Origin of the sequence: Siphonobacter sp. SORGH_AS_0500 (assembly GCF_002838835.1) — a bacterium.
GTDB lineage: Bacteria > Bacteroidota > Bacteroidia > Cytophagales > Spirosomataceae > Siphonobacter.
On sequence record NZ_NHPP01000001.1, the window covers coordinates 183,278 to 206,936 of the forward strand.

23 protein-coding genes are annotated in these 23,659 nt (G+C 44.8%); 13 read left to right on the plus strand and 10 right to left on the minus strand.

Annotated features, from left to right (window positions below; translation table 11 throughout):
- Positions 1-47: 47 nt before the first annotated feature.
- From BWI96_RS00815 to BWI96_RS00825, 3 genes are all read right to left on the minus strand, one after another.
- Positions 48-1,388, minus strand: a complete 1,341-nt coding sequence (locus BWI96_RS00815) for an ammonium transporter (protein ID WP_106634809.1) — start codon at positions 1,386-1,388, stop codon at positions 48-50.
- Positions 1,389-1,442: 54 nt separating this feature from the next.
- On the minus strand, positions 1,443-2,717 hold the full coding sequence (locus BWI96_RS00820) for a porin (protein WP_232793523.1): 1,275 nt from the start codon (positions 2,715-2,717) through the stop codon (positions 1,443-1,445).
- A gap of 364 nt (positions 2,718-3,081) precedes the next feature.
- Positions 3,082-3,429, minus strand: coding sequence for a 4Fe-4S binding protein (locus tag BWI96_RS00825; RefSeq protein ID WP_106634810.1), 348 nt, complete (start codon positions 3,427-3,429; stop codon positions 3,082-3,084).
- A 124-nt stretch (positions 3,430-3,553) separates the two neighbouring features.
- Between BWI96_RS00825 and BWI96_RS00830 the strand changes: the two genes are divergently transcribed.
- Entirely contained in the window at positions 3,554-4,573 is a 1,020-nt protein-coding gene (locus BWI96_RS00830) for an acyl-CoA reductase (protein WP_106634811.1), read from the plus strand.
- 68 nt (positions 4,574-4,641) lie between these two features.
- Here the strand turns inward: BWI96_RS00830 and BWI96_RS00835 are convergent, their stop codons facing one another.
- From BWI96_RS00835 to BWI96_RS00855, 5 genes are all read right to left on the minus strand, one after another.
- Positions 4,642-5,757 (minus strand): NAD(P)/FAD-dependent oxidoreductase, encoded by a 1,116-nt coding sequence (locus tag BWI96_RS00835; RefSeq protein ID WP_232793524.1) that lies wholly within the window; start codon positions 5,755-5,757, stop codon positions 4,642-4,644.
- Between the two features lie 20 nt (positions 5,758-5,777).
- Positions 5,778-6,383 carry a TetR/AcrR family transcriptional regulator gene (locus BWI96_RS00840; RefSeq protein ID WP_106634812.1) on the minus strand — a complete coding sequence of 202 codons (606 nt, stop codon included), beginning with the start codon at positions 6,381-6,383 and terminating at the stop codon, positions 5,778-5,780.
- 129 nt (positions 6,384-6,512) lie between these two features.
- Positions 6,513-6,716 carry a hypothetical protein gene (locus BWI96_RS00845; RefSeq protein ID WP_106634813.1) on the minus strand — a complete coding sequence of 68 codons (204 nt, stop codon included), beginning with the start codon at positions 6,714-6,716 and terminating at the stop codon, positions 6,513-6,515.
- Positions 6,710-9,082 carry a DUF5686 and carboxypeptidase regulatory-like domain-containing protein gene (locus BWI96_RS00850; RefSeq protein WP_157830162.1) on the minus strand — a complete coding sequence of 791 codons (2,373 nt, stop codon included), beginning with the start codon at positions 9,080-9,082 and terminating at the stop codon, positions 6,710-6,712. Before BWI96_RS00850 ends, BWI96_RS00845 begins: the two co-directional genes overlap by 7 nt.
- Before the next feature lie 76 nt (positions 9,083-9,158).
- The gene (locus tag BWI96_RS00855) at positions 9,159-9,956 is read right to left on the minus strand and encodes an esterase family protein (protein ID WP_106634815.1); all 798 of its coding nucleotides are present in this window, start codon (positions 9,954-9,956) and stop codon (positions 9,159-9,161) included.
- A 230-nt stretch (positions 9,957-10,186) separates the two neighbouring features.
- Here BWI96_RS00855 and BWI96_RS00860 point away from each other — a divergent pair, with 230 nt between their 5' ends.
- The 6 genes from BWI96_RS00860 to BWI96_RS00885 all read left to right on the plus strand — a co-directional run bounded on the left by BWI96_RS00860 (position 10,187) and on the right by BWI96_RS00885 (position 16,471).
- On the plus strand, positions 10,187-10,891 hold the full coding sequence (locus BWI96_RS00860) for an esterase family protein (RefSeq protein WP_232793525.1): 705 nt from the start codon (positions 10,187-10,189) through the stop codon (positions 10,889-10,891).
- A gap of 23 nt (positions 10,892-10,914) precedes the next feature.
- Positions 10,915-11,919, plus strand: a complete 1,005-nt coding sequence (locus BWI96_RS00865; RefSeq protein WP_106634817.1) for a RimK family alpha-L-glutamate ligase — start codon at positions 10,915-10,917, stop codon at positions 11,917-11,919.
- Positions 11,920-11,934: 15 nt separating this feature from the next.
- Positions 11,935-13,035 (plus strand): carboxylate-amine ligase, encoded by a 1,101-nt coding sequence (locus BWI96_RS00870; RefSeq protein ID WP_106634818.1) that lies wholly within the window; start codon positions 11,935-11,937, stop codon positions 13,033-13,035.
- 94 nt (positions 13,036-13,129) lie between these two features.
- Positions 13,130-13,942: a type 1 glutamine amidotransferase gene (locus BWI96_RS00875; protein WP_106634819.1), complete on the plus strand. Its 813-nt coding sequence runs from the start codon at positions 13,130-13,132 to the stop codon at positions 13,940-13,942.
- 15 nt (positions 13,943-13,957) lie between these two features.
- Entirely contained in the window at positions 13,958-15,151 is a 1,194-nt protein-coding gene (locus tag BWI96_RS00880) for a hypothetical protein (protein WP_106634820.1), read from the plus strand.
- A 111-nt stretch (positions 15,152-15,262) separates the two neighbouring features.
- On the plus strand, positions 15,263-16,471 hold the full coding sequence (locus BWI96_RS00885) for an aspartate aminotransferase family protein (protein ID WP_106634821.1): 1,209 nt from the start codon (positions 15,263-15,265) through the stop codon (positions 16,469-16,471).
- A gap of 172 nt (positions 16,472-16,643) precedes the next feature.
- On the opposite strand, the gene trxA is transcribed toward BWI96_RS00885, so the two are convergent.
- Both trxA and BWI96_RS00895 read right to left on the minus strand, forming a co-directional pair.
- Positions 16,644-16,967, minus strand: coding sequence for a thioredoxin (gene trxA / locus BWI96_RS00890; RefSeq protein ID WP_106634822.1), 324 nt, complete (start codon positions 16,965-16,967; stop codon positions 16,644-16,646).
- Between the two features lie 142 nt (positions 16,968-17,109).
- Entirely contained in the window at positions 17,110-17,790 is a 681-nt protein-coding gene (locus BWI96_RS00895) for a DUF2461 domain-containing protein (RefSeq protein WP_232793526.1), read from the minus strand.
- A 107-nt stretch (positions 17,791-17,897) separates the two neighbouring features.
- Between BWI96_RS00895 and trpS the strand changes: the two genes are divergently transcribed.
- The 6 genes from trpS to BWI96_RS00925 all read left to right on the plus strand — a co-directional run bounded on the left by trpS (position 17,898) and on the right by BWI96_RS00925 (position 23,545).
- The gene (trpS, locus tag BWI96_RS00900) at positions 17,898-18,869 is read left to right on the plus strand and encodes a tryptophan--tRNA ligase (protein ID WP_106634823.1); all 972 of its coding nucleotides are present in this window, start codon (positions 17,898-17,900) and stop codon (positions 18,867-18,869) included.
- 57 nt (positions 18,870-18,926) lie between these two features.
- Positions 18,927-19,481 carry a phosphatase PAP2 family protein gene (locus tag BWI96_RS00905; protein WP_232793527.1) on the plus strand — a complete coding sequence of 185 codons (555 nt, stop codon included), beginning with the start codon at positions 18,927-18,929 and terminating at the stop codon, positions 19,479-19,481.
- The gene (locus BWI96_RS00910; RefSeq protein WP_106634825.1) at positions 19,478-19,897 is read left to right on the plus strand and encodes a DUF2147 domain-containing protein; all 420 of its coding nucleotides are present in this window, start codon (positions 19,478-19,480) and stop codon (positions 19,895-19,897) included. Before BWI96_RS00905 ends, BWI96_RS00910 begins: the two co-directional genes overlap by 4 nt.
- A 113-nt stretch (positions 19,898-20,010) precedes the next feature.
- The gene (locus tag BWI96_RS00915) at positions 20,011-20,952 is read left to right on the plus strand and encodes a ribose-phosphate pyrophosphokinase (protein WP_106634826.1); all 942 of its coding nucleotides are present in this window, start codon (positions 20,011-20,013) and stop codon (positions 20,950-20,952) included.
- Between the two features lie 44 nt (positions 20,953-20,996).
- A complete protein-coding gene (locus BWI96_RS00920) occupies positions 20,997-21,551 on the plus strand; it encodes a 50S ribosomal protein L25/general stress protein Ctc (protein ID WP_106634827.1) in 555 nt (184 codons plus the stop codon).
- A gap of 122 nt (positions 21,552-21,673) precedes the next feature.
- The gene (locus BWI96_RS00925; protein ID WP_106634828.1) at positions 21,674-23,545 is read left to right on the plus strand and encodes a CocE/NonD family hydrolase; all 1,872 of its coding nucleotides are present in this window, start codon (positions 21,674-21,676) and stop codon (positions 23,543-23,545) included.
- Positions 23,546-23,659: the final 114 nt, after the last annotated feature.

Sequence of the window (23,659 nt, forward strand, 5' to 3'; positions counted from 1 at the left end):
TGCAACAAAACCACCGGAAAACCGGTGGATTTGCTGGGGGTATGAGACTAAGCCTCGATTAAAAATTCATCGTGTTGGCTTACGTCCAGACCTGTTTTCTCATCTTCTTCCGTTACACGCAGAGGAAGGATTTTATCCGTTACCCATAACAGGAAGTAAGAAACTACAAAAGCAAATACTGATACGATCACCAGTGCAATCATGTGAGCTTTAAACGTGTCGAAAGGACCATACGCCAGACCATCTACTGCTACTGCGGAGTTCACCGATTTCGTAGCGAAGATACCCGTCATGATCATACCAACCATACCACCAATACCGTGGCAAGGGAATACGTCAAGTGTATCATCCAGAGCACCTTTAGCTTTCAGGTGAGCGAAGTAGTTAGAAACAATACCTGCTACAGTACCAATGAACAGAGCTACAGGAACCGTCACGAAACCAGCCGCAGGCGTAATAGCTACCAGACCTACTACCGCACCAATACAGAAACCTAAGGAAGATACTTTCTTACCTTTCGCTGCATCGAATAATACCCAGGCTAAACCAGCAGTTGCAGCAGCAAAGTTAGTAGTGGCGAAAGCTGAAACGGCTAAAGGTGAAGCGGCTACCGCTGAACCAGCGTTGAAACCAAACCAACCTACCCATAACAGAGCCGTACCTAACAGTACGAATGGGATGTTTGCGGGAGGAAGGAAATTTGCTTCCATGTGTGACTTGCGGCGTTTCAGGTAGATGGCTCCTGCTAAAGCAGCCCAACCTGCCGACATGTGTACAACAGTACCGCCGGCGAAATCCAGAACACCTAATTTAGCCAGGAAGCCTTCGGGGTGCCAGGTCATGTGTGCCAGAGGGCTGTACACGAAAACGCTAAACAAGATCATGAACAGCACGTAGCTACGGAAGTTAATCCGCTCAGCCATGGAGCCTGTTACCAGTGCCGGAGCAATAACGGCAAACTTCAACTGGAATAATGCAAACAAAGCCAGCGGAATGGTTGGTGCCAGTGACCAGGGCTTGCCGTCCAGAACACCCTTCCACATAAAGAAGGTAGCGGGGTTACCAAAAAAACCGTAATCGCCAATTTTTACTGAGTCTCCAAAGGCAATACTAAAGCCAACGACCACCCAGAGTACCGAAATTACCCCCATGCCAATGAAACTCTGGAACATGGTAGAGATTACGTTTTTGGCATTTACCATTCCGCCGTAAAAATACGCCAGACCAGGAGTCATCAGCAATACAAATGCCGAAGCAACGATCATCCAGGCAATGTCGCCAGTATCAAGTCCTTCCGTGTGAATCTGCGTAGGCAAATTCGGCATAAAAGCTCCCAATAAACTGACTGCGGCCAGTATAATCAATGGAACGTACGATGGTTTTTGCATAGAAGTTAGGAAATAAATGTTTGATGAGTATTAGTAAACGATGAGAGAAAGGGTTTAAAATTTAACAATGGCATGCACGGCAATGGTTGATTGACTGCTTTTGGTATAATTGCCGTCACTATCTTCAAATTTTTGAACCGATCCGGGAGCTTTAGGATACGCATCCATGCGGAACTCTGGTTTCAGTAATAAGTGTCCATCAGCTAAAGTGAAGTTACCGGTTACGGTGAATGAATTTACCGACGTACCTAACCCATCCCCATTAACCAATGCACGATCACCTTTGGTATTGTCAAAGTGCTCATAACGAACACCCAAGCCAAATTTATCACTAAATGCATAGTTACTATACACGGCTACACCACCCCATTTGGGAGTTGAAGTTGCTTTTGTAACTGGAATTGTGGTTTTATTAGTACCATAGGCCGCATTTAACCCTAAAAAGAAACGCTCAGTAATTTGGTAGGTTGTTGCCAAATCGAACAAAGAATAAAAATTTCCTTTGGCCGGAGCCCCAACATTCGAATATTCATTACTGCCAATCCAGTTCAAATATACATTAAAATTGGTTGCAGGTGAGAAGAAAAATTGAGATATAATTCCCTTAGCTTTATTATTATCGTTGATATTATCAATATTATTAACCACGCCAGCCATCAAATAGGCTTTATCACTGAAAGAGTACTGTGCTTTTGCACCTACGTGGTAAAAAGGACCATTATTGAAAAGGTTAGACAACGAGTAGTTATAGTTTACCGGGGCATCAATAACTTCATAGCCAATGTGGGTACCGAATTGACCCGCTGTTACCGAAAACTTACCCGAAAATTTATAAGTCAGATACGCCTGCTTAATAGCTAATGCCGTAGAACCAGCTCCTAACGGGCCAACATAGTTACCATAGTTAGCAATGTCCGAGTTAGGACCAAACGTAATATCTGCTACGGCATCGAGCTTGTCACTGGTGTAGGCAACTTTCGTCTGAATCAAACCCAGGGAGAACTGACCTGATTTCTGATCGAACGCCCGGGCATTACCAACTTTAGGCGTTCCATTTTCATCCAAACCGGACGTTCCGAGGTTACTGCGAGAAGCCGGATTGTTCAGGTTAGCCATGTAATACGTATCAATGTATCCTGAAAAGGTCAGCTTTCCTTCTTCCTTCGTTTCTTTTCCCTCTTCTGCTAACGGGGCTTTCTTCGTAGTATCCGTAGTGACGGTTTGAGCGGATTTTTTGGGCTTTAATAACTTTTTCGTTTCTGGGGAAACTTCAGCAAATGCTGGGTACATCGAAAACAAAGAAAAGATTGAAAGTACGGCCTTTTTCATTATATAATTTTGTTTACATGAATAATAATGGAGGTTTAAATATGGATCAAATATTATGTCAAAATGTAAAAAATGCAAATTTTAGGTTTTTATTTCTCATAAAAACAGAATAAAAATCTCACATTCTTATTATATACATATTTTTTATAGTTTAAGTATAACAAAATTTTAAAAATAGTATGTTTGCATATTATTCTGTATTTAGGCCAATTTACAAAATATTTTAAAAATTGACTTGTGTTATCACATCCCAGATAAGTACAAAAAAAAGACGAGCAATGCTCGTCCTTTAAATTTTCCAAGACTGTATATGAGGTCTTAACTCTGATGGTGCTTTTGGTTATCTACACCACCTATTAAAACTCTATTCGTCGTGCAACCAGGCCTTTTTGGCCATCAGGGTGTCTTCATCTTCCTCGTTTTCCGGATCAGGTACACAGCAATCTACTGGGCAAACCGCTGCACACTGGGGTTCTTCGTGGAAGCCAATGCATTCGGTACACTTATCGGTAACAATATAATAGAATTCTTCAGAAAAGGGCGTTTGAGCTTCTTTAGCACTCACCACGGTCCCGTCGCCTAATTCGACGTCGACCAATGCCGTACCTCCTGCAAAGTTCCAGGACACCCCGCCTTCATAAATAGCAGTATTGGGACATTCAGGTTCGCAGGCACCGCAATTGATGCACTCGTCGGTAATCATGATGGCCATGTCAGTCGTGTTTAGTAATTTCGTAGCCTATTTATCCAATCGGATAACAAATGTAACTAAATAAAGTTCGGGGCTCAAAAAAATCTGAATAATCACCCCAGCATATTATTTATAAAGGAAACTCATGTTAGTAAACCATAGAATACAAGCTCTTTCCCAATTAGGAAACTGGCTTACAGATGAATTAAATGCGGAGGAAATACAGGAATGGGCTGAATTTGCAAACCGTAAAAACGGCTGGTTTACCCCAGAATTAGTTCAGCTAAGCCTGAAAGAAATCGCTCGTAATTTTCTTACGACCGATGCTTTACAGGAATGGGCCCAGCGTTATCCCGCATTGAACGCAACGGTTTCGCCTAAAAAAATCGGACTAGTACTGGCTGGTAACCTCCCCGCCGTTGGTTTTCACGACATTTTATGCGTTCTGATTTCGGGGCATCATGCCTTTATTAAGCCTAGTTCGCAAGACGAAGTGTTGATTCGGGCTTTGTTGAAAAAGCTGGTTGACTTAGAGCCTGCCTTTGCAGAACAGATTACGTTTACCGAGTTAATGAAGGAAGTGGATGCGATGATTGCTACGGGTTCGGACAACTCGGCTCGTTATTTCCATTATTACTTCGCTAAAAAACCACACATCATTCGCAAAAACCGTACTTCGGTAGCCATTCTCACTGGAACGGAAACGACTGAAGAACTCTTCAAGCTGGGTCAGGATATTCTGACTTATTATGGACTGGGTTGCCGTAATATTTCAAAAGCTTACGTTCCGAATGATTACGACTTTACGCCATTTTTTGAAGCCATTGCTTCGCTAGAAGCGGTAAGTAACAATCATAAATACGTTCATAATTACGATTACAACCGCTCGATTTACCTCGTCAATCGTACGCCGTTTCTTGATAATGGCTTTCTTTCGGTTACTGAAAACGAATCGCTGGTATCTCCACTTTCGGTTCTTTTCTATGAACGTTACGATAATTTGGACGCGTTAAAATCCAAGATTCAGGCTCAACAAGAGAAAATTCAATGCATGGTGAGTAAGGATTTTCCGGGAAGCATTCCGTTTGGCACCACCCAGTCACCTCAGCTCTGGGATTACGCCGACGGAGTGGATACCCTTCAATTCTTAACTGAACTTCAGTAATATGAAAGGCCGGAATCAAATTCCGGCCTTTCATAATCATGCCTGACTAAACATTTCCAGCATTCGACTCAACCCATCTGGAGCGTGCATGGATTCGGTTTGCTCCAAGGTGGTCTGTGCCATTTCTCCGGCCCTTCGACACATATTCTTTTCATAAAACGCAAGGGCGACTGCGTATCCTGAAAATCTTCGTTAGTTAGGGCATGGGCTAATTCCAGAGCGTCAAGCATGGCCATATTCACGCCTTCGCCCGCATACGGCGGCATGAGGTGAGCGGCATCACCCAGCATGGTTACATTGGATAACGCTTCCCATTGCTGGTCAGGCGGCATGCAGTATTGGGGTCTAGGGATGAACGTAGATTCAGCCTTTTCAAATAGCTCCGTCCACAGTGGATTCCAGTCTGCAAATGCAGTATTAAACCAGTTGAGTACTTCCCGTTTATTCGTGAAATCAATTCCACTAGTTTTATACCAGAATTCATCGGTCTTACAGCCGGTATAAAATACTACACTCCCGTCACCTTTAGAGCTAACAATCAATGTTTTGGAATCACCCAACGCAAAAATTTTACCGCCCTGAAGTAACTCGTGAAGGACCGGAATCGTCGTTTCTGACTGATAAACGGCTCCTTCAACAATTGTTATTCCAGCATAAAATGGACGAATGGGGGTAATGAGCGGACGGATTTTTGAATTCGCACCATCGGCCGCAATCACAACATCGGCATAGGCCATAGCACCGTTATGAAACTGCAAGTTCCAGCCATTCCCTTCGGGACTCATGGCTTTGAAATGACTATCCCAACTAAGGGTTCCAGGCATTAACGAATCCAGCAAAATTTTACGCAGCGGTCCCCGGTCAATTTCAGGGCGGAAGAGCTCTTCACGGTCATTGACAGCTTCGTCCATGAGAATGGTTGCATTTTTATCGACGATCCGCATATGATCGGCACCAGGACGATAGTTAGCTTTAAAGGCTGCGGTTAATCCGGCTTCTTCCAATGCTTTCAATCCCGACTCCTGGTGTAAATCCAGGGTAGCTCCCTGCACCCGAACGTGCTCATTTTCGTCTCGTTCATAGACGTTAACCCTTACCCCCTTTATTTGTAAAAGTCGGGCTAGCGTTAACCCACCGGGACCGCCACCGATGATGGCAATAGTTTTGTTTTGTATTGAATCCATGGCTTTTTATTAGGTATGCGTTAATCGTTAGGTATCCTCATGCCTTTGATAACCGACTGGCAACTTTGAATGATCCTCTCCTCATTAATAATCTGTTGAGGACGGTTCAGGTGTTCAAAGTATTCATTAACAAGCTCCAAGACTGGAGCAAATAGCAAGGCTCGCTGCACTTCAAAAGGTAGATTAACGATCATTCCTTCCTGGGTATGACGCTTGAGAAAGCGATGCACCGGAGCGAAAAACTGGCCTTCTTTAATATTCTTTTCCTGAAAGGATTGATTCAATAAGGGCGACGATTTACCGTATTGCATCAACACAAAAGCTGAACGATTGGCCACGAAGTAGTGAAAGACATTAAGCCATATCTTCTGTACGCCTTCGGCAAAACCCATCGCTTCGTTAAAGTCCTGTAATACCGCAGCTTCGTAAGATCCTATTACTTCATCAATGAAGAGTTTTACCAGTAAATCTTCTTTATTCTCGTACTTGAGGTAAATCGTTCGCGGCGAAATATTGGCCTCTTTCGCTAATTTCTGCATGCTAAGATTTTCCAGTCCTTCCTCCGCAATGATTCGCATGGCCGTTGTACGAATCGCTTCCTCCTTCTCAATATTCTTAGGTCTCATCGTCTAGATCGTTATAGATACTTCAAAAGTAAATAAACGTTTACTTATTAAATAGTTTTTTAAAAATTAATTCATAAAAAAAGGCTTATCAGTACGATAAGCCTTTGACAATCAATAAAGATAAATTTCTTAAAATGCGGACCGGATTCGGAAGCCCATCCCTTGAAATCGATTACTCTGAAAATTGCTGATGACCTCCGCTCCTAATACTTTCAGGATGCCTTCAAAGCCATACCCTACTTCCAGATGCCCTACATTGTTCGTTTTAAGATAATTAACGAACACATTTTCCCGAATTCCGTAAAGTCTGACGGGAGTAATCTGAGTTAACAAAACTTACGGAAGTTATAACTTCCGTGGGCCTGCAAGTACCCCGATGCAGTACTGTATGAGTAATAAGGAAGCATTCTGAAATTCATCAGCCCCGGACTTTGGAAGATCGTTTCATTGCCATTAAAGTGCTTGAAATCCATGAAATACGTGGGACCCTTGATAAAACCTCCCGCTTGCACTGCGTAACTAAAGGAATTCCGAAAGAGCGTTACTTCATCCCGAACCCCTAATTCTACCGAACTAAAAACCCGGCTGCCCGCAACTCCCAAGGTATAATTTCCGGTAAATTCCGGCGAACGATTATTGATTACATACCGGCGGCCATTCACTATGGCAGCTTTGGCAAAAGGCCGATACGATAGCCCAGCCCTAACAATAGCGGCACGGTTTGAGCCGAAATTGGCCTGATTAGGGAATTTAACATCATCAGGATTGTTGGGGGTAAACTCAACCTCCGGGCGGTTAATCCAGCCTTTGCTCACCCTATTTTGCAGCAAATAGCGATCCTCTAACGCCATACTAAACGATGCTCGCAGACGGTTTCCCAGTTGCTGCGTCACATTCCCTTCAACGTATGCTTTTTCGTATAATTTAATCAGGTTTCGTTCTCTAAATAGGGTATAATAGGTATTCAAGTTTTCAGGGATCGGATTGGCAGGATTGAACTGAAAAACATTCCGTCCGGCCTGAAGGGTCACGCTGGTTCGTTCCTTGGAAAATCCGGTAGTTAACCCACCATTCAGGCGGTTGCGGGCAAACGAATAGCGTCCATCCAGAGCTATGTGCCAGCGAGCTGTTCTCGATAATCGCTCGGTGTAAGCCAATCGGGTTTTTAATACATAACCTTCCACGGAATTAAAGAAATCAAACTTGGTAAGGTTCATAATCGGTGATTCAAACGTCAACGATTGACGATACCACTCCCCTTCCTTCCGTTGGCCGTAATTATAAGTATGCCCGGCAATCAGATGCCCCAGTTTAAACGCCGGTAAGTTTCGGATCGAGTCTTTCCGAATTTTGGCCTCATTGGCTTTATACAAGCTATCGGCTCGCTGGTAACCCTGCGTTTCCAGGGCGGTTAAAGGCACCTGACGCTCGCCTTCCCAGAAAGTACTGGGCTGTTTTCGAGCCAGCGAATCCACCTGAAAGCTCCAGTTACGAGTAATGGTCACATCTTCTCCCTGTTTTTTACGTTCTTTCCGTTCCTCTTTCTCCATTTGATCCACCATTTTCCGCAATTGCTTCCGGGTGGCCTGAGCGGGAACGGTTTTGATGTCCGCAGGTTTACGGAGGGATGCCGCCAGTTCCTTATCTATTTTTTCATCCACTACTTCCGGCACCTGATGATATTTCGGATTCACCTTAAGCTGGTAATTGCGAACGGAGGTCACGTAACGGGTTTCGCCTTTGGCTCCGAAGATGCTGATTTTAGCATTCGTCTCCAGTTGTACGGGCATCCAGACATTCTCGAAAGGTGAAAACAATTGGCGTATACTGTATTGTATTCCGTTTTCATCCTGAAATGTGAAGGACAAGCTGTGGATGCTCCAGCTTCCTTCAATAAGGTTGATGGTACCATCCAGAACGTTAATACCCTTACTGCGAGGGGTTACCTTGATGCGATTCACCGTCAGACCGCGATCCGTGAAAAATCCGAGGTATTCGAATTTGTAGTAACCAAAAGATCGGGGCGATAAAGGCGAGACAATGTCCCCGAGGTTGGGATTGTAAAAACTTAGCCGGGCGAAGTTGATAGAAGGATTAGCCCCCGGCGGCAGATTCGAACGAATCGATCTTACCTTTTCTGTTACCTGATTGGGCTGTCGAAATTCGATGTCGTTAATGGATTCCAGTACGTACATCGTACCGACCTGTAGGTTTGACTTTTTCAGAGCGTCTTCGAAAAGAAACGGGACTTTTTCAATTCTGAAATTTCCCTTTACATAAGTCCGGGCCGACCAGGTATCTACCTCCAACTGATGATAACGAGCCGTGGCGATGGCCTTTCGCATGATGGTATAAGCAGGGTCTTCCTTACTTTTGCCAACCCGAATTTCAGCGAGTCGAACGGCTACCTGCTCCAGAGCCACGTCCAGCGTCAGAAAGCCTTCCTTTACTTCAACCTGGCGAACTTCGGTCTGGTGATTCAGGTATTGAAACTGAAGCTCGTATGTTCCGGGTTGTAATTTAATTTCATAACGACCCTCTTCATTGGTTATCGTTCCGGTCTGCGTTCCTTTTACCTGAATGGAGGCAAATGGCAACACCTCGCCGCTTTTATTTTTGACGATTCCTTTTACGCCCTGAGCGAAAGAGAAAACCGGTTGAGTTAGTAGGAAAAGAAGGAAAAGAAAACGTGCGTTCACAGATACAGCGATTAGTTTCCCTAGTATATGCAGAAAAGTCCGGCGAAGTTGCACCGGACTTTGTTTTTAACCTTTTTTAAAAGGATGAGGCAAAAGCCCATTTCAAAAATACGGGCATGATGGCTCCCCAGGTTTCGGGATTATGTTGCCCCCCGGCTACTTCCTCATAGGTAAAATCAACATCGGGTTGATACCCTTTGGCTTTGAGTTCTTTCATTAAGTCGAGGGTATCGTCAATAGCGTCGATAATTCCGTTGTGATTACGGTCATCTTTTTCATCGTCCGTACCCGCCTGTAACCAGAATTTCAGCTCCGGTCTATGAGCCGATTTACGGATTTGAACGTGCATAATCCGGTCATTTTCATCATCATATCCCTCTTCATACGCCCGACTTCGCCACCAGAGCGATCCCGAAAAGACTCCCACTTTCGAAAACACTTCCGAATGATTCCAGGCAATGTCCAAAGCAGATAAGCCCCCCAGCGAGAAGCCCGCTATGGCTCTTGCTTTCGCATCAGTTAGTAAGCGAAAACGTTCTTCCAGATAAGGTATTAACTCCTGTAAAATGAATTTCGTATGGGCCTCTGCCCGATTCCCCCGGCCTTTATAATCCGGTTGATGGGCGGTACCGTATTCGGATAAACGTAACTCGTTGGCGTGAACACCCACGATCATCAGCGATGGAATGGCTTCCTGCTGATACAATGCTTCGACTCTTTCGGAGAGGCGAAGGCGTTCAAAGTCCTGTCCATCATTCAAAATCAACAGCGGATAAGCCTCGGTTGATTCGTCGTAATTCGGTGGTAACAAAAAAGTTAACGAAACCTGACGTTCCAGAAACCGCGAATGAAGGGACACCGTCCGGTTCTGCATAATGTATTCAATTAGGTGATCACCACAATAACCCTAATCAGAAGGGTAAAATAAACCTGCAAAATAAGCATGATATTCTCAGCAAATGGCATATCCCCACAAAACCAAATTAAATTTTTCTTAAAGTTAATAAATGGATAATAAATATTTATTTTCAATAAAAAATCAATAATTTATTTTGGATAATTTAAAAATGAAATGAATCTTGGGTAAAGAAATCCCTTCATCACGTGAACGAACAGTACCTAACTTATTACTCCCATCACCTGAACCGTAATGTCGAAATGTTAATTTTCGGTCATTGGGGTTACCCTGTTCTGGTTTTCCCAACCACTCTGGGACGCTATTATCAGGCTAAAGATCACCAGCTTGTAGCGGCTGCCCGACCTTTGATTGAACAGGGAAAAATCAAACTCTATTGTGTTGATTCCATTGATGCTGACTCCTGGTACGGCAAACACCTGCACCCTTCGGCCCGCGTGCACAATGCCAATCAATATTACCTCTTTCTGCACGATGAATTAGTCCCCTGGGTGCAGCGACAGTGTAATGCCCCCCGGGTAGCTGTTTCAGGCTGTAGTTTCGGGGGATATCACGCGGCTAATTTTGCGTTTAGGTATCCCTATAAAGTGTCGCATTTATTTACGATGGGGGCCGCCTTTGACATTCGCATGTTCATGGATGGCTATTACGACAACAACGTGTATTTCAATAACCCACCCGATTATTTACCCCAATCCAACGATTCGAATTTGTGGAATATGGATATTGTATTAGGCACGTGTCAGGCTGATTTCTGCCGACCTGCCAATGAGCGGTTATCCAGTATCCTGTCTCATAAAAACATTCGTCACTGGCTCGATATTCGCGGGTACGGCACGCACGACTGGCCCGTTTGGCGAGACATGTTTCCACAGTATTTATCCAGAATCTAATCATCTGCAACTACTTCTATACGATGAAAAAAATTGGCATTCTTCACGGCATGGAAAACACCTTCCCAGCCGCTTTTGTCGAACGTATCAATCAAAAAGCCCCCGAGGGAATCATTGCCGAACCGGTAAGCATCAGCAAAGTAGTACAGGGCGAAGCAACCGATTACGCCGTTATCATTGACCGCATTTCTCAGGACGTTCCTTTTTACCGGGCTTATCTGAAGAACGCCGCTATCAACGGGACAATCGTCATTAATAACCCCTTCTGGTGGAGTGCGGATGAGAAATTTTTTAACAATGCCGTAGCCACAAAAGTAGGAGTTCCGGTTCCTAATACGGTTCTGTTACCTTCTAAAGCTCGTCCCGACGATACACAGGAAACGTCTTTCCGTAACCTGGCCATGATGCCCTGGGATGAAATCTATGAGTACATCGGCTTTCCCGCGTTCATGAAACCACATTCAGGAGGGGGCTGGAAGAGTGTCTACAAAGTGGATACCAAAGAAGAGCTTTTCAAAGCTTACGATGAAACGGGTCAATTGGTCATGTTACTTCAGGAAGCCGTTGATTTTCAATCGTATTACCGTTGTTACTGCATCGGCGGCAAGCACGTTCGGGTGATGCCTTATGAACCTCGGAATCCGCATCATTTACGTTACGTAGCAAGTTTTAACGATAGTCCTGAGTTAATCAAGCTCATGGAAGATTACGTGCTACGGCTGAATAAAGCTCTGGGTTATGACTTTAATACGGTAGAATTCGCCGTTCGGGATGGCATTCCTCTCGCCATCGACTTTGGTAACCCCGCTCCTGACGCTGATTATAACTCCGTTGGTGCTGAAAATTTTGAATGGGTTGTAGAAACGGCGGCAAATTTCGCCATTGAAAAGGCCCGCGAATTTGAACCCGGCAAACTCAACCTGACCTGGGGCGATTTCGCTAAAACGGCCACTGCAAACGGTAACATCAGCGAATTGTTAGAGCAGTACGCTCCGGCTAAGCCAGTTAAAAAATCCCGGAAGAAATAACTGAACGTACGATCTATGCCCGTATTCACCCTTGGAATCGAAGAAGAATTTCAGACGATAGATCCCGAAACCCGGGAACTCCGCTCCCACATGAGTAAAATTGTGGATGGCGGTAAAATCATTTTACAGGAACGTGTAAAAGCCGAAATGCACCAGGCCGTGGTGGAAGTCGGCACTAACATTTGCACGAATATTCATGAAGCTCGCGAGGAGGTTACCTTCCTCCGCCGCGAAATCATGGAGCTGGCCGATAAGCAAAACCTGCGAATTGCCGCTGCCGGAACTCACCCCATTTCCGATTGGGTAGATCAGCTCATTACGCCCAACCCCCGCTATGATCAGCTCATTAGCGAAATGCGGGACGTGGCTCGTTCCAATCTCATCTTTGGTTTGCACGTACACGTGGGCATTCCAAGTCGGAACGAAGGGCTGGAGATCATGAACGCCGTGCGTTATTTTCTGCCCCATATTTATGCTTTAAGCACCAATTCGCCCTTCTGGTGCGGTCGGGATACAGGGTTCAAGAGTTACCGTTCGAAGGTTTTCGATAAATTCCCCCGAACCGGCATTCCTGAGTATTTCAATACGGCTAATGAATATGACGAGTACATAAAGCTGCTCGTTAAAACCAACTGTATTGACGACGGCAAGAAAATCTGGTGGGACATTCGGCTACATCCGCATTTTGATACCGTCGAATTTCGCATTTGTGACATTCCCATGCGGGTAGATGAAACCATCGCTCTGGCGGCCTTAATGCAGGCTTTGGTGGTGAAGATTTACAAGCTGATGAAGCAGAATCTCAACTTCCGCCTGTACCGTAAAGCCCTCATTAGTGAAAACAAATGGCGAGCGGCCCGTTACGGAATCTCGGGCAAATTAATTGATTTTGGTCGTCAGGAAGAAGTGGAATATAACGTTTTAGCTCAGGAGTTACTCGACTTTGTAGATGATGTTCTGGATGAATTAGGGAGCCGGAAAGAAGTAGAGTATATCCACCAAATTCTACAAATGGGAACCGGAGCAGATCGGCAATTAGCGGTATGGGAAGAAACGCAGGATCTGAAGAAAGTAGTAGATTATATCGTCGCAGAAACTAGCTACGGCATCCGATAATACCTATTTTATCAATAAAGATACCGATCTTTACTATTTATATTGGTGCGCTGGATTGCCCCGCCAAGACATTTACTTAATTAAATTGAGCAGAATGAATAGAATTCGGATTGCCATTCTTGATTTATATAATGGAGTGCCCAACGAAGGAATGCGTTGCATTAACCAGTTGATCCGCGAGTTTTCGGACGAAATTGGAGGTTGTGAAGTGAGTCATTTTGATGTTCGTCAGAAATTTGAATTTCCGAAGATTGCCGATTTTGATATTTTCATCTCAACGGGTGGTCCCGGTAATCCACTCGAAACGGATGGCTGGGGGGCTGATTACTTTGCCCTCATCGATGAAATTTTTGAACATAATAAAACGCAGTCACCTAAGAAATACCTCTTACTGATTTGCCATTCCTTCCAGATGGTTTGTCATCATTTGGGCCTTGCCACAGTGAATCGCCGGAAGTCTACCAGCTTTGGAACCTTCCCCATTCATAAAACGGCCAATGGCTACGACGAACCTTATTTCGAGTTATTACCAGATCCTTTCTGGGCGGTTGATTCGCGGGATTATCAGATTATTAATGCCAATCTGGCTCAGATTGATGCGATGGGTGCAAAGGTATTGAGCCGCGAAAAGATTCGTCCGCATGTACCGCTGGAGCGAGCCATTATGGCCATCCGTTTTTCGAAGGAAGTATTTGGAACGCAATTTCACCCCGAAGCCGATGCCGAAGGGATGCTGCGTTACTTTGAGCAGCCCGAAAAGCAGAAGCAGATCATTGACGAGCATGGCTTCGACAAGTATCAGAGCATGGTTAGTCATTTGAATGATCCCGACAAAATACTCTTGACGGAATCGGTTATTATTCCGACCTTCTTGCGGGATGCTTATCACAAATTGTCTTCCAACTAAAGTAAAAAGGAACGTATGATTCCGTCAGTCCGAGCGAGTTATAACGCAGCTTTTTCCGAAGAAAAATACCAGCAATTGATCGATACCATCCACCGGGATTGGCCTGATCAACTGGAATTCCGAATTGCCGAATCGCCGGTTTTCATTCCGGTCTCCCTGCGTGAAAAATTAACTACGGCTTGCGAATCATTCATCGATACGATAGCGGCACCCGATTTTAAATCTAAAACGGATGCCGCTATACCTCCGCATCAGCGAGTGCCCAACGAAAATGCACATACGCACTTTCTGGCCATTGATTTTGCCATTTGCCAGAACGAAGCGGGCGAATATGATCCTCAGCTCATTGAATTACAGGGCTTTCCTTCCTTATTTGCTTTTCAGGGCTATTTACCGGAGTTATTCAAAAGTCAGTTCCCAATTCCAGAATCTTTTATCTGGAATTTTGGCAATTATTCGCTGGAAGAATACAAGCAAAAGCTTAAAGAAGTAATCCTGGCGGACGAAGAGCCTGCTCATTGCATTCTGCTGGAAATCTTTCCTGAAAAGCAGAAAACCCGGGTGGATTTTGCGGTTACCGAAGCCTTTCTCGGCATTCGTTCGGTTTGCTATACCCAAATCAAAAAAGAAGGTCGAACGCTGTATTATGACTTGGATGGCGTTAAAACACCGATCAAACGCATTTACAACCGCCTGATTTTTGACGATTTAACGAGTTATCCCGACTTGCAGGCCGAGTTTAGTTTCATGGACGACCTGGATGTTACCTGGGTGGGACACCCCAACTGGTTTTTCCGAATTTCCAAGTATACCTTACCCCTACTTCAGTCTCCTTACGTCCCCGAAACGCATTACTTGAGTGAGTATCAGGGTAATTTCCCCGAAAATCTGGAGGCCTATGTTTTGAAACCGCTCTTCAGTTTTGCCGGAACGGGTGTTAATCTTTACCCGACCCGGGAGTTACTAGCGGAAATCACAGACCCTGAAAACTATATTTTACAGAAAAAAGTAAGCTATCAACCCGTCATTCAAGCTCCAGACGGCCTGGTCAAATGCGAAATTCGGATGCTCTATGTCTGGCCCGATCACGCGACAAGACCTGAGTTACTTACCAGTTTAAGTCGTCTGAGTCGGGGCGAGATGATTGGCGTTCGCTTTAATAAGGACTTTACCTGGGTTGGCGGAACGGCCTGTTTCTTCGAATCTTAACTAAGACTCTTTACGCTTATTACCCAAATCCTGTCTCGTCAACCCGAGACAAGCTGTACCTTTGCCGGACGTTTTATTAATGGCAAGCCTCATTCAGGCTTGCGTTTTGCCATGCATCAACGACAGCTTTTTTTAAATTATCTTGCTCAAACTTCTGATTTCCCACTAGCCCTGGAGATTGAAAAAGCCGAAGGGGTTTGGCTTTACAGTCCTGATGGTAAGGCTTATATGGATTTAATTGCGGGCATTGGCGTATCCAACGTGGGACACCGCCACCCGAATGTGGTTAACGCCATTAAAAATCAGGTGGATCATTACCTGCATACGCTGGTTTACGGCGAGTACGTGCAAGCTCCACAGGTTCAGTTAGCCGAAGCTCTGGTGCAAACGTTAGGTGCCTACCGCACACCGATGGGCTTTGCCCTAAACAATGTGTATCTGACCAACTCGGGAGCAGAAGCCGTGGAAGGAGCCATGAAACTGGCCAAACGCTTTACGGGACGAACGGAACTTATCTCCTGCATCAATGCCTATCACGGTTCCACGCAGGGAGCTTTAAGTCTGGCGGGGGCTGATTTTTTTAAGCAACCCTTTCGCCCTTTGTTACCTGACATCCGTCATATTCATCACGGATGCATTAGTGATTTAGAATACATTACTACCCGAACGGCTGCTGTTGTCATCGAAGTTATCTCCGCAGAATCGGGCATTCGGGTTCCCTTGCGGGAGTACCTACAGGCGTTACGAAACCGCTGCACCGAAACAGGTACCTTACTCATTTTTGATGAAATACAGACGGGCTTTGGCCGGACGGGTTCCTTCTGGGCATTCGAGCAGTTTGGTATTGTGCCTGACGTTCTCCTTTCGGCCAAAGGCATGGGTGGCGGTATGCCCATTGGTGCGTTTATAGCTCCGCAGGAATTAATGAAAGTTTTCAAGAATAACCCCATTCTGGGTCACATCACTACTTTCGGCGGTCATCCCGTGAGTGCCGCGGCTTCGCTGGCAACAGTCCAAACGATTCTGGAAGAAAAACTTTGTGAATCCGTACAAGCCAAAGCTGAATTATTCCGGGAGTTGCTGGTCCATCCAGCCATTCGGGAAGTCAGGGGTCATGGTTTATTCATGGCCGTTGAATTTGCCGACTTTACTCAGCTAAAAGCCATTATCGATCACGGCATTGAAAATGGGGTCATTACCGATTGGTTCCTGTTTTGCGATAATTCCATGCGAATTGCACCGCCGTTAACCATCACCGAAGCAGAAATTCGTCAGGCTTGTGAAGTGATTTTGAACGCAGTTAAGGCGGTTGTTGACTAAATGTAACTAGTTGATCGTCTTTGTGGTCTGTTAATCGATTACTATTCTACCTTTTATCTCCCAATAAATCATTACAAGAACTTAGGTTACATTTAATTTTTCCCAACAAATCAAAAAAAAGAGGCTTGAGCTCAAACGCTCAAACCTCTTTTATCAAACACTCCAACTTAAATTATAACTGAGCAGCCAGTTTCTGAGCTAATACAGGCTTAGGTACTGCACCAACTACTTTATCAACCAATTCCCCGTTTTTGAAGATCATTAACGTAGGAATACTGCGAATTCCAAATTTAGAAGGAGTTGTGCTGTTCGCATCAACGTCCATTTTAGCTACTACGGCTTTACCCTCGTATTCGCCAGCCAGTTCTTCAACCAGTGGTCCGATCATCTTACAGGGTCCACACCATTCAGCCCAGAAATCTACGAGTACAGGTTTATCGGAATTAATCAGTTCTTCAAAATTGGAATCAGTTGCTTCAATTGCTTTGTGTGCCATTGTCTTGTTCTATTTGTAATGAGTAGGTATTTCGAAGGTAAAACGGATTCGCTTCGTGAAAGTTCAAACTAGCTTCAGAATCTTACTTTCGTCTTATCTGTAGTAATAACAGCAGCAGAAAGTAATTAATTCATTTCGATTACTAGTTTTCTTCCTCGGCAGATTCCTCAAAAATCATATTCAAAAAATCCAGGTAAGGCTTCAAAAGCAGGCAGCTTTGTTCTACTTTCTCGGTAAAATCCGGCGAAGTTACCTCTTTATCCGTAAAGGAATGCGAGAAAAATAACTGCGTCCGACGAATCAGCTCAATATCGGGATGGTCTTTGGGATATCCTTTGGGAGCAGTTTTCAGCGAAGACCCTTCGGGGTTACCAAAGTGCTCCTTGAATTGCGGGGCATAGATAATAGCCTTGATCTCCTGAGGATTGTAGTCCACCTCCTGACGAAATTTGGCCAGTTGAACCGGATTAGCATCCCACATTCCTCCACCCAGAAACGAGCCGCTCGGCAAAATGTGCAGGTAATAATCCATTTTGGGCGATTTCCGGCCTCCTTCACCGAAACTAGCCGCCAGCCAGGTTTTGTAAGGCGACTTATCCGGCGAAAAACGCACGTCACGGGCAATGCGGTAGTTACAGTCCTGCACCCGAATTCCGGCCAGATTTTCGAACTTCCCAATTCGATTAATTAAATCCTGCACGGTTTCTTCAAAGTTCGACTTTACCGATTCCCATTCTTTTTTGTGGCCCTGAAACCATTCACGGGTATTATTTTGAGACAGGTCTTTTAAAAACTTTAAGGTTGATGCTGGAATTTGAGGCATAGTCTCGTCAGTATATTTTTGATTACGGTTTGCAGATTGCAGTTTTGCAGTAAAATTAGATCGCTCGCCTACAAGAGCGAAAAAACCAATTAACTATTTAAGTTCCGATGGCTCGTATTCTTACCGGCATTCAAAGTTCCGGCCTTCCTCACCTGGGAAATATTCTGGGGGCGATTCTCCCCTCCATTGAGTTATCAAAAGATCCCGCCAATGACTCATTCTTTTTCATTGCCGATCTCCATTCCCTAACGTCACTGAAAGACGGCGAAGCCCGTCGCCAATATACTTATGCCATTGCAGCCGCCTGGCTTGCCTGCGGCTTTGATACCGAGAAAAATGTGTTTTTCCGTCAATCCCGCATTGTTGAACACACGGAATTAGCGTGGTATCTGGAGTGCTTTACTCCCTACCCTATGCTGGCAAATGCTCACTCATTCAAAGATAAATCAGAGAACCTGAAGGACGTTAACTCTGGATTATTCGTGTATCCGGTTTTACAAACGGCAGATATCGTATTATACGACGCTGAGCTGGTTCCGGTGGGGAAAGATCAGAAACAGCACCTCGAAATCTCACGTGATATCGCCTCGGCGTTCAATAATAAATACCCAGAAACGCTGGTATTACCCGAAGCCCGTATCAGCGAAAGTGTCATGACAATTCCGGGGACGGATGGTCGTAAAATGTCGAAGTCATACAATAACTACATCAACATTTTCCTACCAGAAAAGCAGTTACGCAAAGCGGTAATGAGCATTCTAACGGACTCGACTCCGCTGGAAGAACCGAAGAAAACCGAAGGTGACATTACCTTCACGCTTTACTCCTTGCTGGCATCTCCCGAGCAAACGGCTCAAATGAGGGCCAATTATGAAGGAGGTAACTACGGCTATGGTCATGCCAAACAGGCTTTGTACGAATTGATTTTGGAACGTTTCGCCACTGAACGCGAACGTTTCAATTATTACATGGAAAATCCGCAGGAACTGGAAAAAACGTTAAGCATTGGCGAAGAGAAAGCGAAAGTCGTTGCCCAACAGACAATCAAACGCGTTCGCGATGTACTCGGATTTAGTTAGTATCTTTTTTAGCTTCCCGAACGTTAACCACTTTCGGGAAGTTTTTTCATCCCCTGTATGCTTAACGAATTAGATACGGAGCTATTTCTGGCCCTCAACGGAGCCCACGCCAGCTGGCTGGATCAGGCCATGTTCTGGATTTCCGACCGAAATTTCTGGTTTCCCTTTTACGCTCTGATTCTGTTGTTCTTAATCTGGCGTTACCGGATTAAAGCCGTAGGTATCATCTTTACCTGTGTCCTGGCTATTCTCGTAGGCGACCAGATCACCAGCAGTATACTAAAGCCCTGGGCTGCCCGCCCCCGTCCCTGTCACGAGCCATCTATTGAAAAAATGGTACACGTCGTTTGGGAATGCGGCGGGATGTACGGCTTTGCTTCCAGCCACGCGGCCAATACGTTTGGCTTTGTTACGGTGCTGGTATTATTAATCGGTAAAGAGTACCCCTGGCTGAAATGGTTATACGTCTGGGCAGCTTTGGTTTCTTACAGTCGCATTTACGTAGGAGCTCATTATCCCGGTGATGTGCTTGTGGGAGGGACGGTAGGTATACTGGGAGCTGTTCTGGTATCGTTTTTATACCGAAAACTACCATTAAACTATCAGATATGAGATTCCTATTAAGCTTCGTTTTTTTATGCACCACTGCTATTTCTTCTTGGGCTTCTGATATTCAGGGCACCTGGTTTAACGAAGAAAAAACATCCAAAATTCAGATCTATAAACAGGGAGATCGTTATTATGGCAAGATCGTCTGGGTAAAGGATGTAAAAGCCAATCAACCCAAAACAGACGTGAATAATCCCGATGAAAAACTCAGAAATAAGCCGCTGATGGGTTTAGTCATCCTTTCTAACTTTAAGCAAAGCGACGATAAAGTATGGGAAGACGGCAAAATTTATGATCCCCGGAATGGGAAGACCTATTCCTGCAAAATCACGAAAGTTTCCGATCAGGAACTGGCCATTCGGGGGTACATTGGCACTCCCATGCTGGGCCGCACTTCCAAATTTACCAAAGCTGATTAAGTAAGCTTCTGATTATCCGAAGATCAACCATTATTTCCAAGCTTTTTTCAAAACCTTGAGCGTTTTTGTAGGTATTTTTTCATACCTTTGCGGCTCAATTTACAAGGAGACCGATGGCTTCCAATCCGGTAAAAATTTTCTCAGGCAGTTCTAGTCAGTATTTAGCCCAAAAAATTGCTCGTTTTTACGGCAAAGATTTGGGAACCGTTACCGTTCAGCGTTTTGCCGACGGTGAAATGTCACCCAGCTTTGATGAGTCCATCCGCGGCTGTGACGTGTTTCTTATCCAGAGCACGTTTACTCCAGCTGAAAACCTGATGGAATTATTATTGATGATTGACGCCGCTCGTCGGGCTTCGGCTCACTATGTGACGGTTGTGATTCCTTATTTCGGGTATTCCCGCCAGGATCGTAAAGATAAACCTCGCGTTTCTATCGGTTCCAAACTGGTAGCCAATCTGTTAACGGCAGCAGGTGCTGACCGCTTAATTACGATGGATTTACACGCAGGTCAGATTCAGGGTTTCTTTGATTTTCCAGTGGACCATCTGGAAGGAGCTTCAATTTTCGTTCCTTACATCCGCTCGAAAAATCTGGATAACCTGGTGTTTGCTTCTCCTGACGTTGGAGGCGTAGCCCGGACGCGAAAATTCGCGAGTTTCTTCCCCGGTTCCAACCTGGTAATCGTGGATAAATTCCGCAAGAAAGCAAATGAAATCGCCTCCATGCAATTGATTGGAGACGTAACCGATGCCAACGTTATTCTGGTCGATGACTTGCTGGATACGGGTGGTACCATTTGCAAAGCAGCCCAGTTGTTGCTTGATAAAGGAGCAAAATCAGTTCGAGCGATCTGTTCTCACCCCGTGATGTCCGGAAAAGCTCACGAAAATATTCTCAATTCCGCACTGGAAGAGTTGATCGTTTCTGATACCATTCCTCAGAAACAGGAAAATCCAAAAGTAACGGTATTGTCCGTAGCCGAGCTATTTGCAAAAGCTATTGGTCGCATTCGTGATTACGAATCAATCAGTTCCCTTTTTATTAATTACTAATCATGTTTTAAGTCTCTGACTTGAAACGCTTATTACCAAATCAAATGAAAAAACTCGAGATTGTAGGGTTTAAAAGAGCGAATCTCGGCAAGAAAGGATCTAAAGATCTTCGTGCCGAGGGTTACACTCCATCGGTAGTTTACGGCGGTGGCGAGCAATTACACTTCTATGCTCCTACCATTTTATTCCGTGATCTTCTGTTCACTCCAGAAGCTTACGAAGTAACGTTAAACATCGAAGGTGAGATCCGTAAAGCTATTCTTCAGGATACTCAATTTCACCCTGTAAACGATTCATTATTACACGCTGACTTTCTGGAAATCACAGATAAGCCTATTAAAGTGAACGTTCCCGTGAAATTCGTAGGTAACTCTCCTGGGGTTATCAAAGGGGGTAAACTGGTTCAGAAATTACGTAAAGTAACTTTACGTGGTTTAGCTGACAACATTCCTGATTTCGTAGAAGTTAGCATCGAAGGTCTGGATCTGGGTAAATCTGTTCGTGTAAGCGACATCAAAGTTGAGAACGTTGAAATCTTAAACGCTCTGAGCTTACCTGTTGGTACGATCGATATCCCACGTTCACTTCGTGGCAAATAGTTCTTGCTATTACGATAGAAAGCCTGGCCTTCCGGTCAGGCTTTTTTTGTGGCTATATTTCTATGTCGGATTTAGGTGTACCTTTACGAATCTTCTGTTTTTCCCGTAAACCTCCATCAATAATGAAAGAGATTCGTTACTTACTGCTTTTTTTAGTACCGCTTTTTACCCAGGCACAAAACGCTGACTCCACCTGGTTTCGAAACAATTACACCAAGCTAGAACAATACATTCCGATGAGGGATGGCACGAAGCTCTTCACTTCCATTTACCTACCCAAAGACAAATCAGAGAAACACCCCATTCTGATGACCCGGACGCCCTACTCTTGTGCTCCGTACGGCTCAGATGTATACCGTCCTTTTTACGTTAATCATTATAAGACCTATCTGAAGGAAGGTTACATCATGGTGATTCAGGACGTTCGCGGTCGCTGGATGAGTGAAGGTGTATTTGAAGATATTCGTCCGTATAACCCCGCAAAGAAGGGAAAATCAGACGTTGACGAAGCCAGTGACACCTACGATACCATTGACTGGATGGTGAAAAATCTGCCGGATAACAATGGCAAGGTTGGCGTATTTGGTATCTCCTACCCCGGCTTTTATTCGACCATGGCAGCTCTTAGTAACCACCCTGCTCTGAAAGCGGCTAGTCCGCAAGCTCCGGTAACGGATTGGTTTCTGGGTGATGATTTTCACCACAACGGGGCATTTATGCTGATGGATGCCTTCAATTTCTACGTGGCTCGCGGATTTGGTGCTCCGCGTCCGAAACCTACTACGGTTGGTCCCAGAGGATTTGCCTTACCAACCAAAGACAGCTACGACTTTTTTCTGAGAACAGGAGCTCTGCCCAACTTCACAAAAATGGCGGGTGACAGCGTTCGTTTCTGGAATGACCTGATGACACATCCTAACATGACGAAGTGGTGGACAGATCGTAACGTACGGAATTTTGTGGGTAACATCTCGCCAAACATCGCGACGCTGGTAGTGGGTGGTCTATTTGATGCGGAAGACTGCTTCGGTGCCTGGACCACGTACAGTGCTATTGAAAGCAAGGCAAAAAATAATAATAAAATCATCATGGGTCCCTGGTTCCACGGTCAATGGGCGGGTCGTGGTAGCGATGGCTCTTCGCTGGGTAATGTACAGTTCGGCAGCCCCACAAGTACGTATTACGCTGAAAACGTAGAGATTCCTTTCTTTAACTATTACCTCAAAGGCAAGGGTTCGGTTGATAAACTGAACGAAGCAACGATCTTCTTTACGGGTGAAAATCAGTGGAAGACTTTCGAAACCTGGCCTCCTAAAGCCGTTACTGAAACGCCCCTTTACTTACAGTCGAATGGCGGCTTAAGCTTTAGCAAACCTCAGAGCACGAAAGAATTTACAGAGTATGTAAGTGATCCCGCAAAACCCGTTCCTTACGCCGAAGGGGTAAAAACGGCCCGTACACGTGAGTACATGACTGACGATCAGCGTTTTGCAGCCATTCGTCCCGATGTTTTAGTTTTTGAAACGGAAGTTCTCACCGACGATGTGACGCTCTCAGGAACCTTAACGGCTGATTTGCAGGTAAGTCTCAGCTCTACTGACGCCGATTTTGTAGTAAAATTGATTGACGTCTTCCCTGATGACTTTGAATACAGCGAGTCGGATTCATACATTATGAACGGCTATCAGATGCTGGTTCGGGGTGAGATCATGCGAGGCCGTTTCCGCAAGAGTTTCGAAAAGCCAGAAGCTTTCGTTCCGAACCAAGTAACGCAGGTGAAGTACGATCTGCCTGATGTGGCTCATACCTTCAAAAAAGGCCACAAAATTATGGTACAGATTCAAAGTAGTTGGTTCCCCTTAGCGGATCGTAATCCTCAGAAATTTGTAGATATTTATCAGGCAAAAGACTCTGATTTCCAAAAAGCGAATATCAAAGTATTCCATAATGCTTCAGCCGCCAGTAAAATTCTTTTACCCGTGTTGAAGAAGTAATTTACGCTCGGCTATGACAAATAAAAAGGCAGCCCTAATGGTCTGCCTTTTTATTTGAATGCAATTTATAATCAGTTAAGATGAACAGCAATCTGGGATTATAAATCCCTTACA

Coding starts and splice junctions, on each gene's coding strand:
- BWI96_RS00815 (WP_106634809.1), bottom strand. CDS start 1,388: ATGCAAAAACCATCGTACGTTCCATTGATTATACTGGCCGCAGTCAGT.
- BWI96_RS00820 (WP_232793523.1), bottom strand. CDS start 2,717: ATGAAAAAGGCCGTACTTTCAATCTTTTCTTTGTTTTCGATGTACCCA.
- BWI96_RS00825 (WP_106634810.1), bottom strand. CDS start 3,429: ATGGCCATCATGATTACCGACGAGTGCATCAATTGCGGTGCCTGCGAA.
- BWI96_RS00830 (WP_106634811.1), top strand. CDS start 3,554: ATGTTAGTAAACCATAGAATACAAGCTCTTTCCCAATTAGGAAACTGG.
- BWI96_RS00835 (WP_232793524.1), bottom strand. CDS start 5,757: ATGGATTCAATACAAAACAAAACTATTGCCATCATCGGTGGCGGTCCC.
- BWI96_RS00840 (WP_106634812.1), bottom strand. CDS start 6,383: ATGAGACCTAAGAATATTGAGAAGGAGGAAGCGATTCGTACAACGGCC.
- BWI96_RS00855 (WP_106634815.1), bottom strand. CDS start 9,956: ATGCAGAACCGGACGGTGTCCCTTCATTCGCGGTTTCTGGAACGTCAG.
- BWI96_RS00865 (WP_106634817.1), top strand. CDS start 10,915: ATGAAAAAAATTGGCATTCTTCACGGCATGGAAAACACCTTCCCAGCC.
- BWI96_RS00870 (WP_106634818.1), top strand. CDS start 11,935: ATGCCCGTATTCACCCTTGGAATCGAAGAAGAATTTCAGACGATAGAT.
- BWI96_RS00875 (WP_106634819.1), top strand. CDS start 13,130: ATGAATAGAATTCGGATTGCCATTCTTGATTTATATAATGGAGTGCCC.
- BWI96_RS00880 (WP_106634820.1), top strand. CDS start 13,958: ATGATTCCGTCAGTCCGAGCGAGTTATAACGCAGCTTTTTCCGAAGAA.
- BWI96_RS00885 (WP_106634821.1), top strand. CDS start 15,263: ATGCATCAACGACAGCTTTTTTTAAATTATCTTGCTCAAACTTCTGAT.
- trxA (WP_106634822.1), bottom strand. CDS start 16,967: ATGGCACACAAAGCAATTGAAGCAACTGATTCCAATTTTGAAGAACTG.
- BWI96_RS00895 (WP_232793526.1), bottom strand. CDS start 17,790: ATGCCTCAAATTCCAGCATCAACCTTAAAGTTTTTAAAAGACCTGTCT.
- trpS (WP_106634823.1), top strand. CDS start 17,898: ATGGCTCGTATTCTTACCGGCATTCAAAGTTCCGGCCTTCCTCACCTG.
- BWI96_RS00905 (WP_232793527.1), top strand. CDS start 18,927: ATGCTTAACGAATTAGATACGGAGCTATTTCTGGCCCTCAACGGAGCC.
- BWI96_RS00910 (WP_106634825.1), top strand. CDS start 19,478: ATGAGATTCCTATTAAGCTTCGTTTTTTTATGCACCACTGCTATTTCT.
- BWI96_RS00915 (WP_106634826.1), top strand. CDS start 20,011: ATGGCTTCCAATCCGGTAAAAATTTTCTCAGGCAGTTCTAGTCAGTAT.
- BWI96_RS00920 (WP_106634827.1), top strand. CDS start 20,997: ATGAAAAAACTCGAGATTGTAGGGTTTAAAAGAGCGAATCTCGGCAAG.
- BWI96_RS00925 (WP_106634828.1), top strand. CDS start 21,674: ATGAAAGAGATTCGTTACTTACTGCTTTTTTTAGTACCGCTTTTTACC.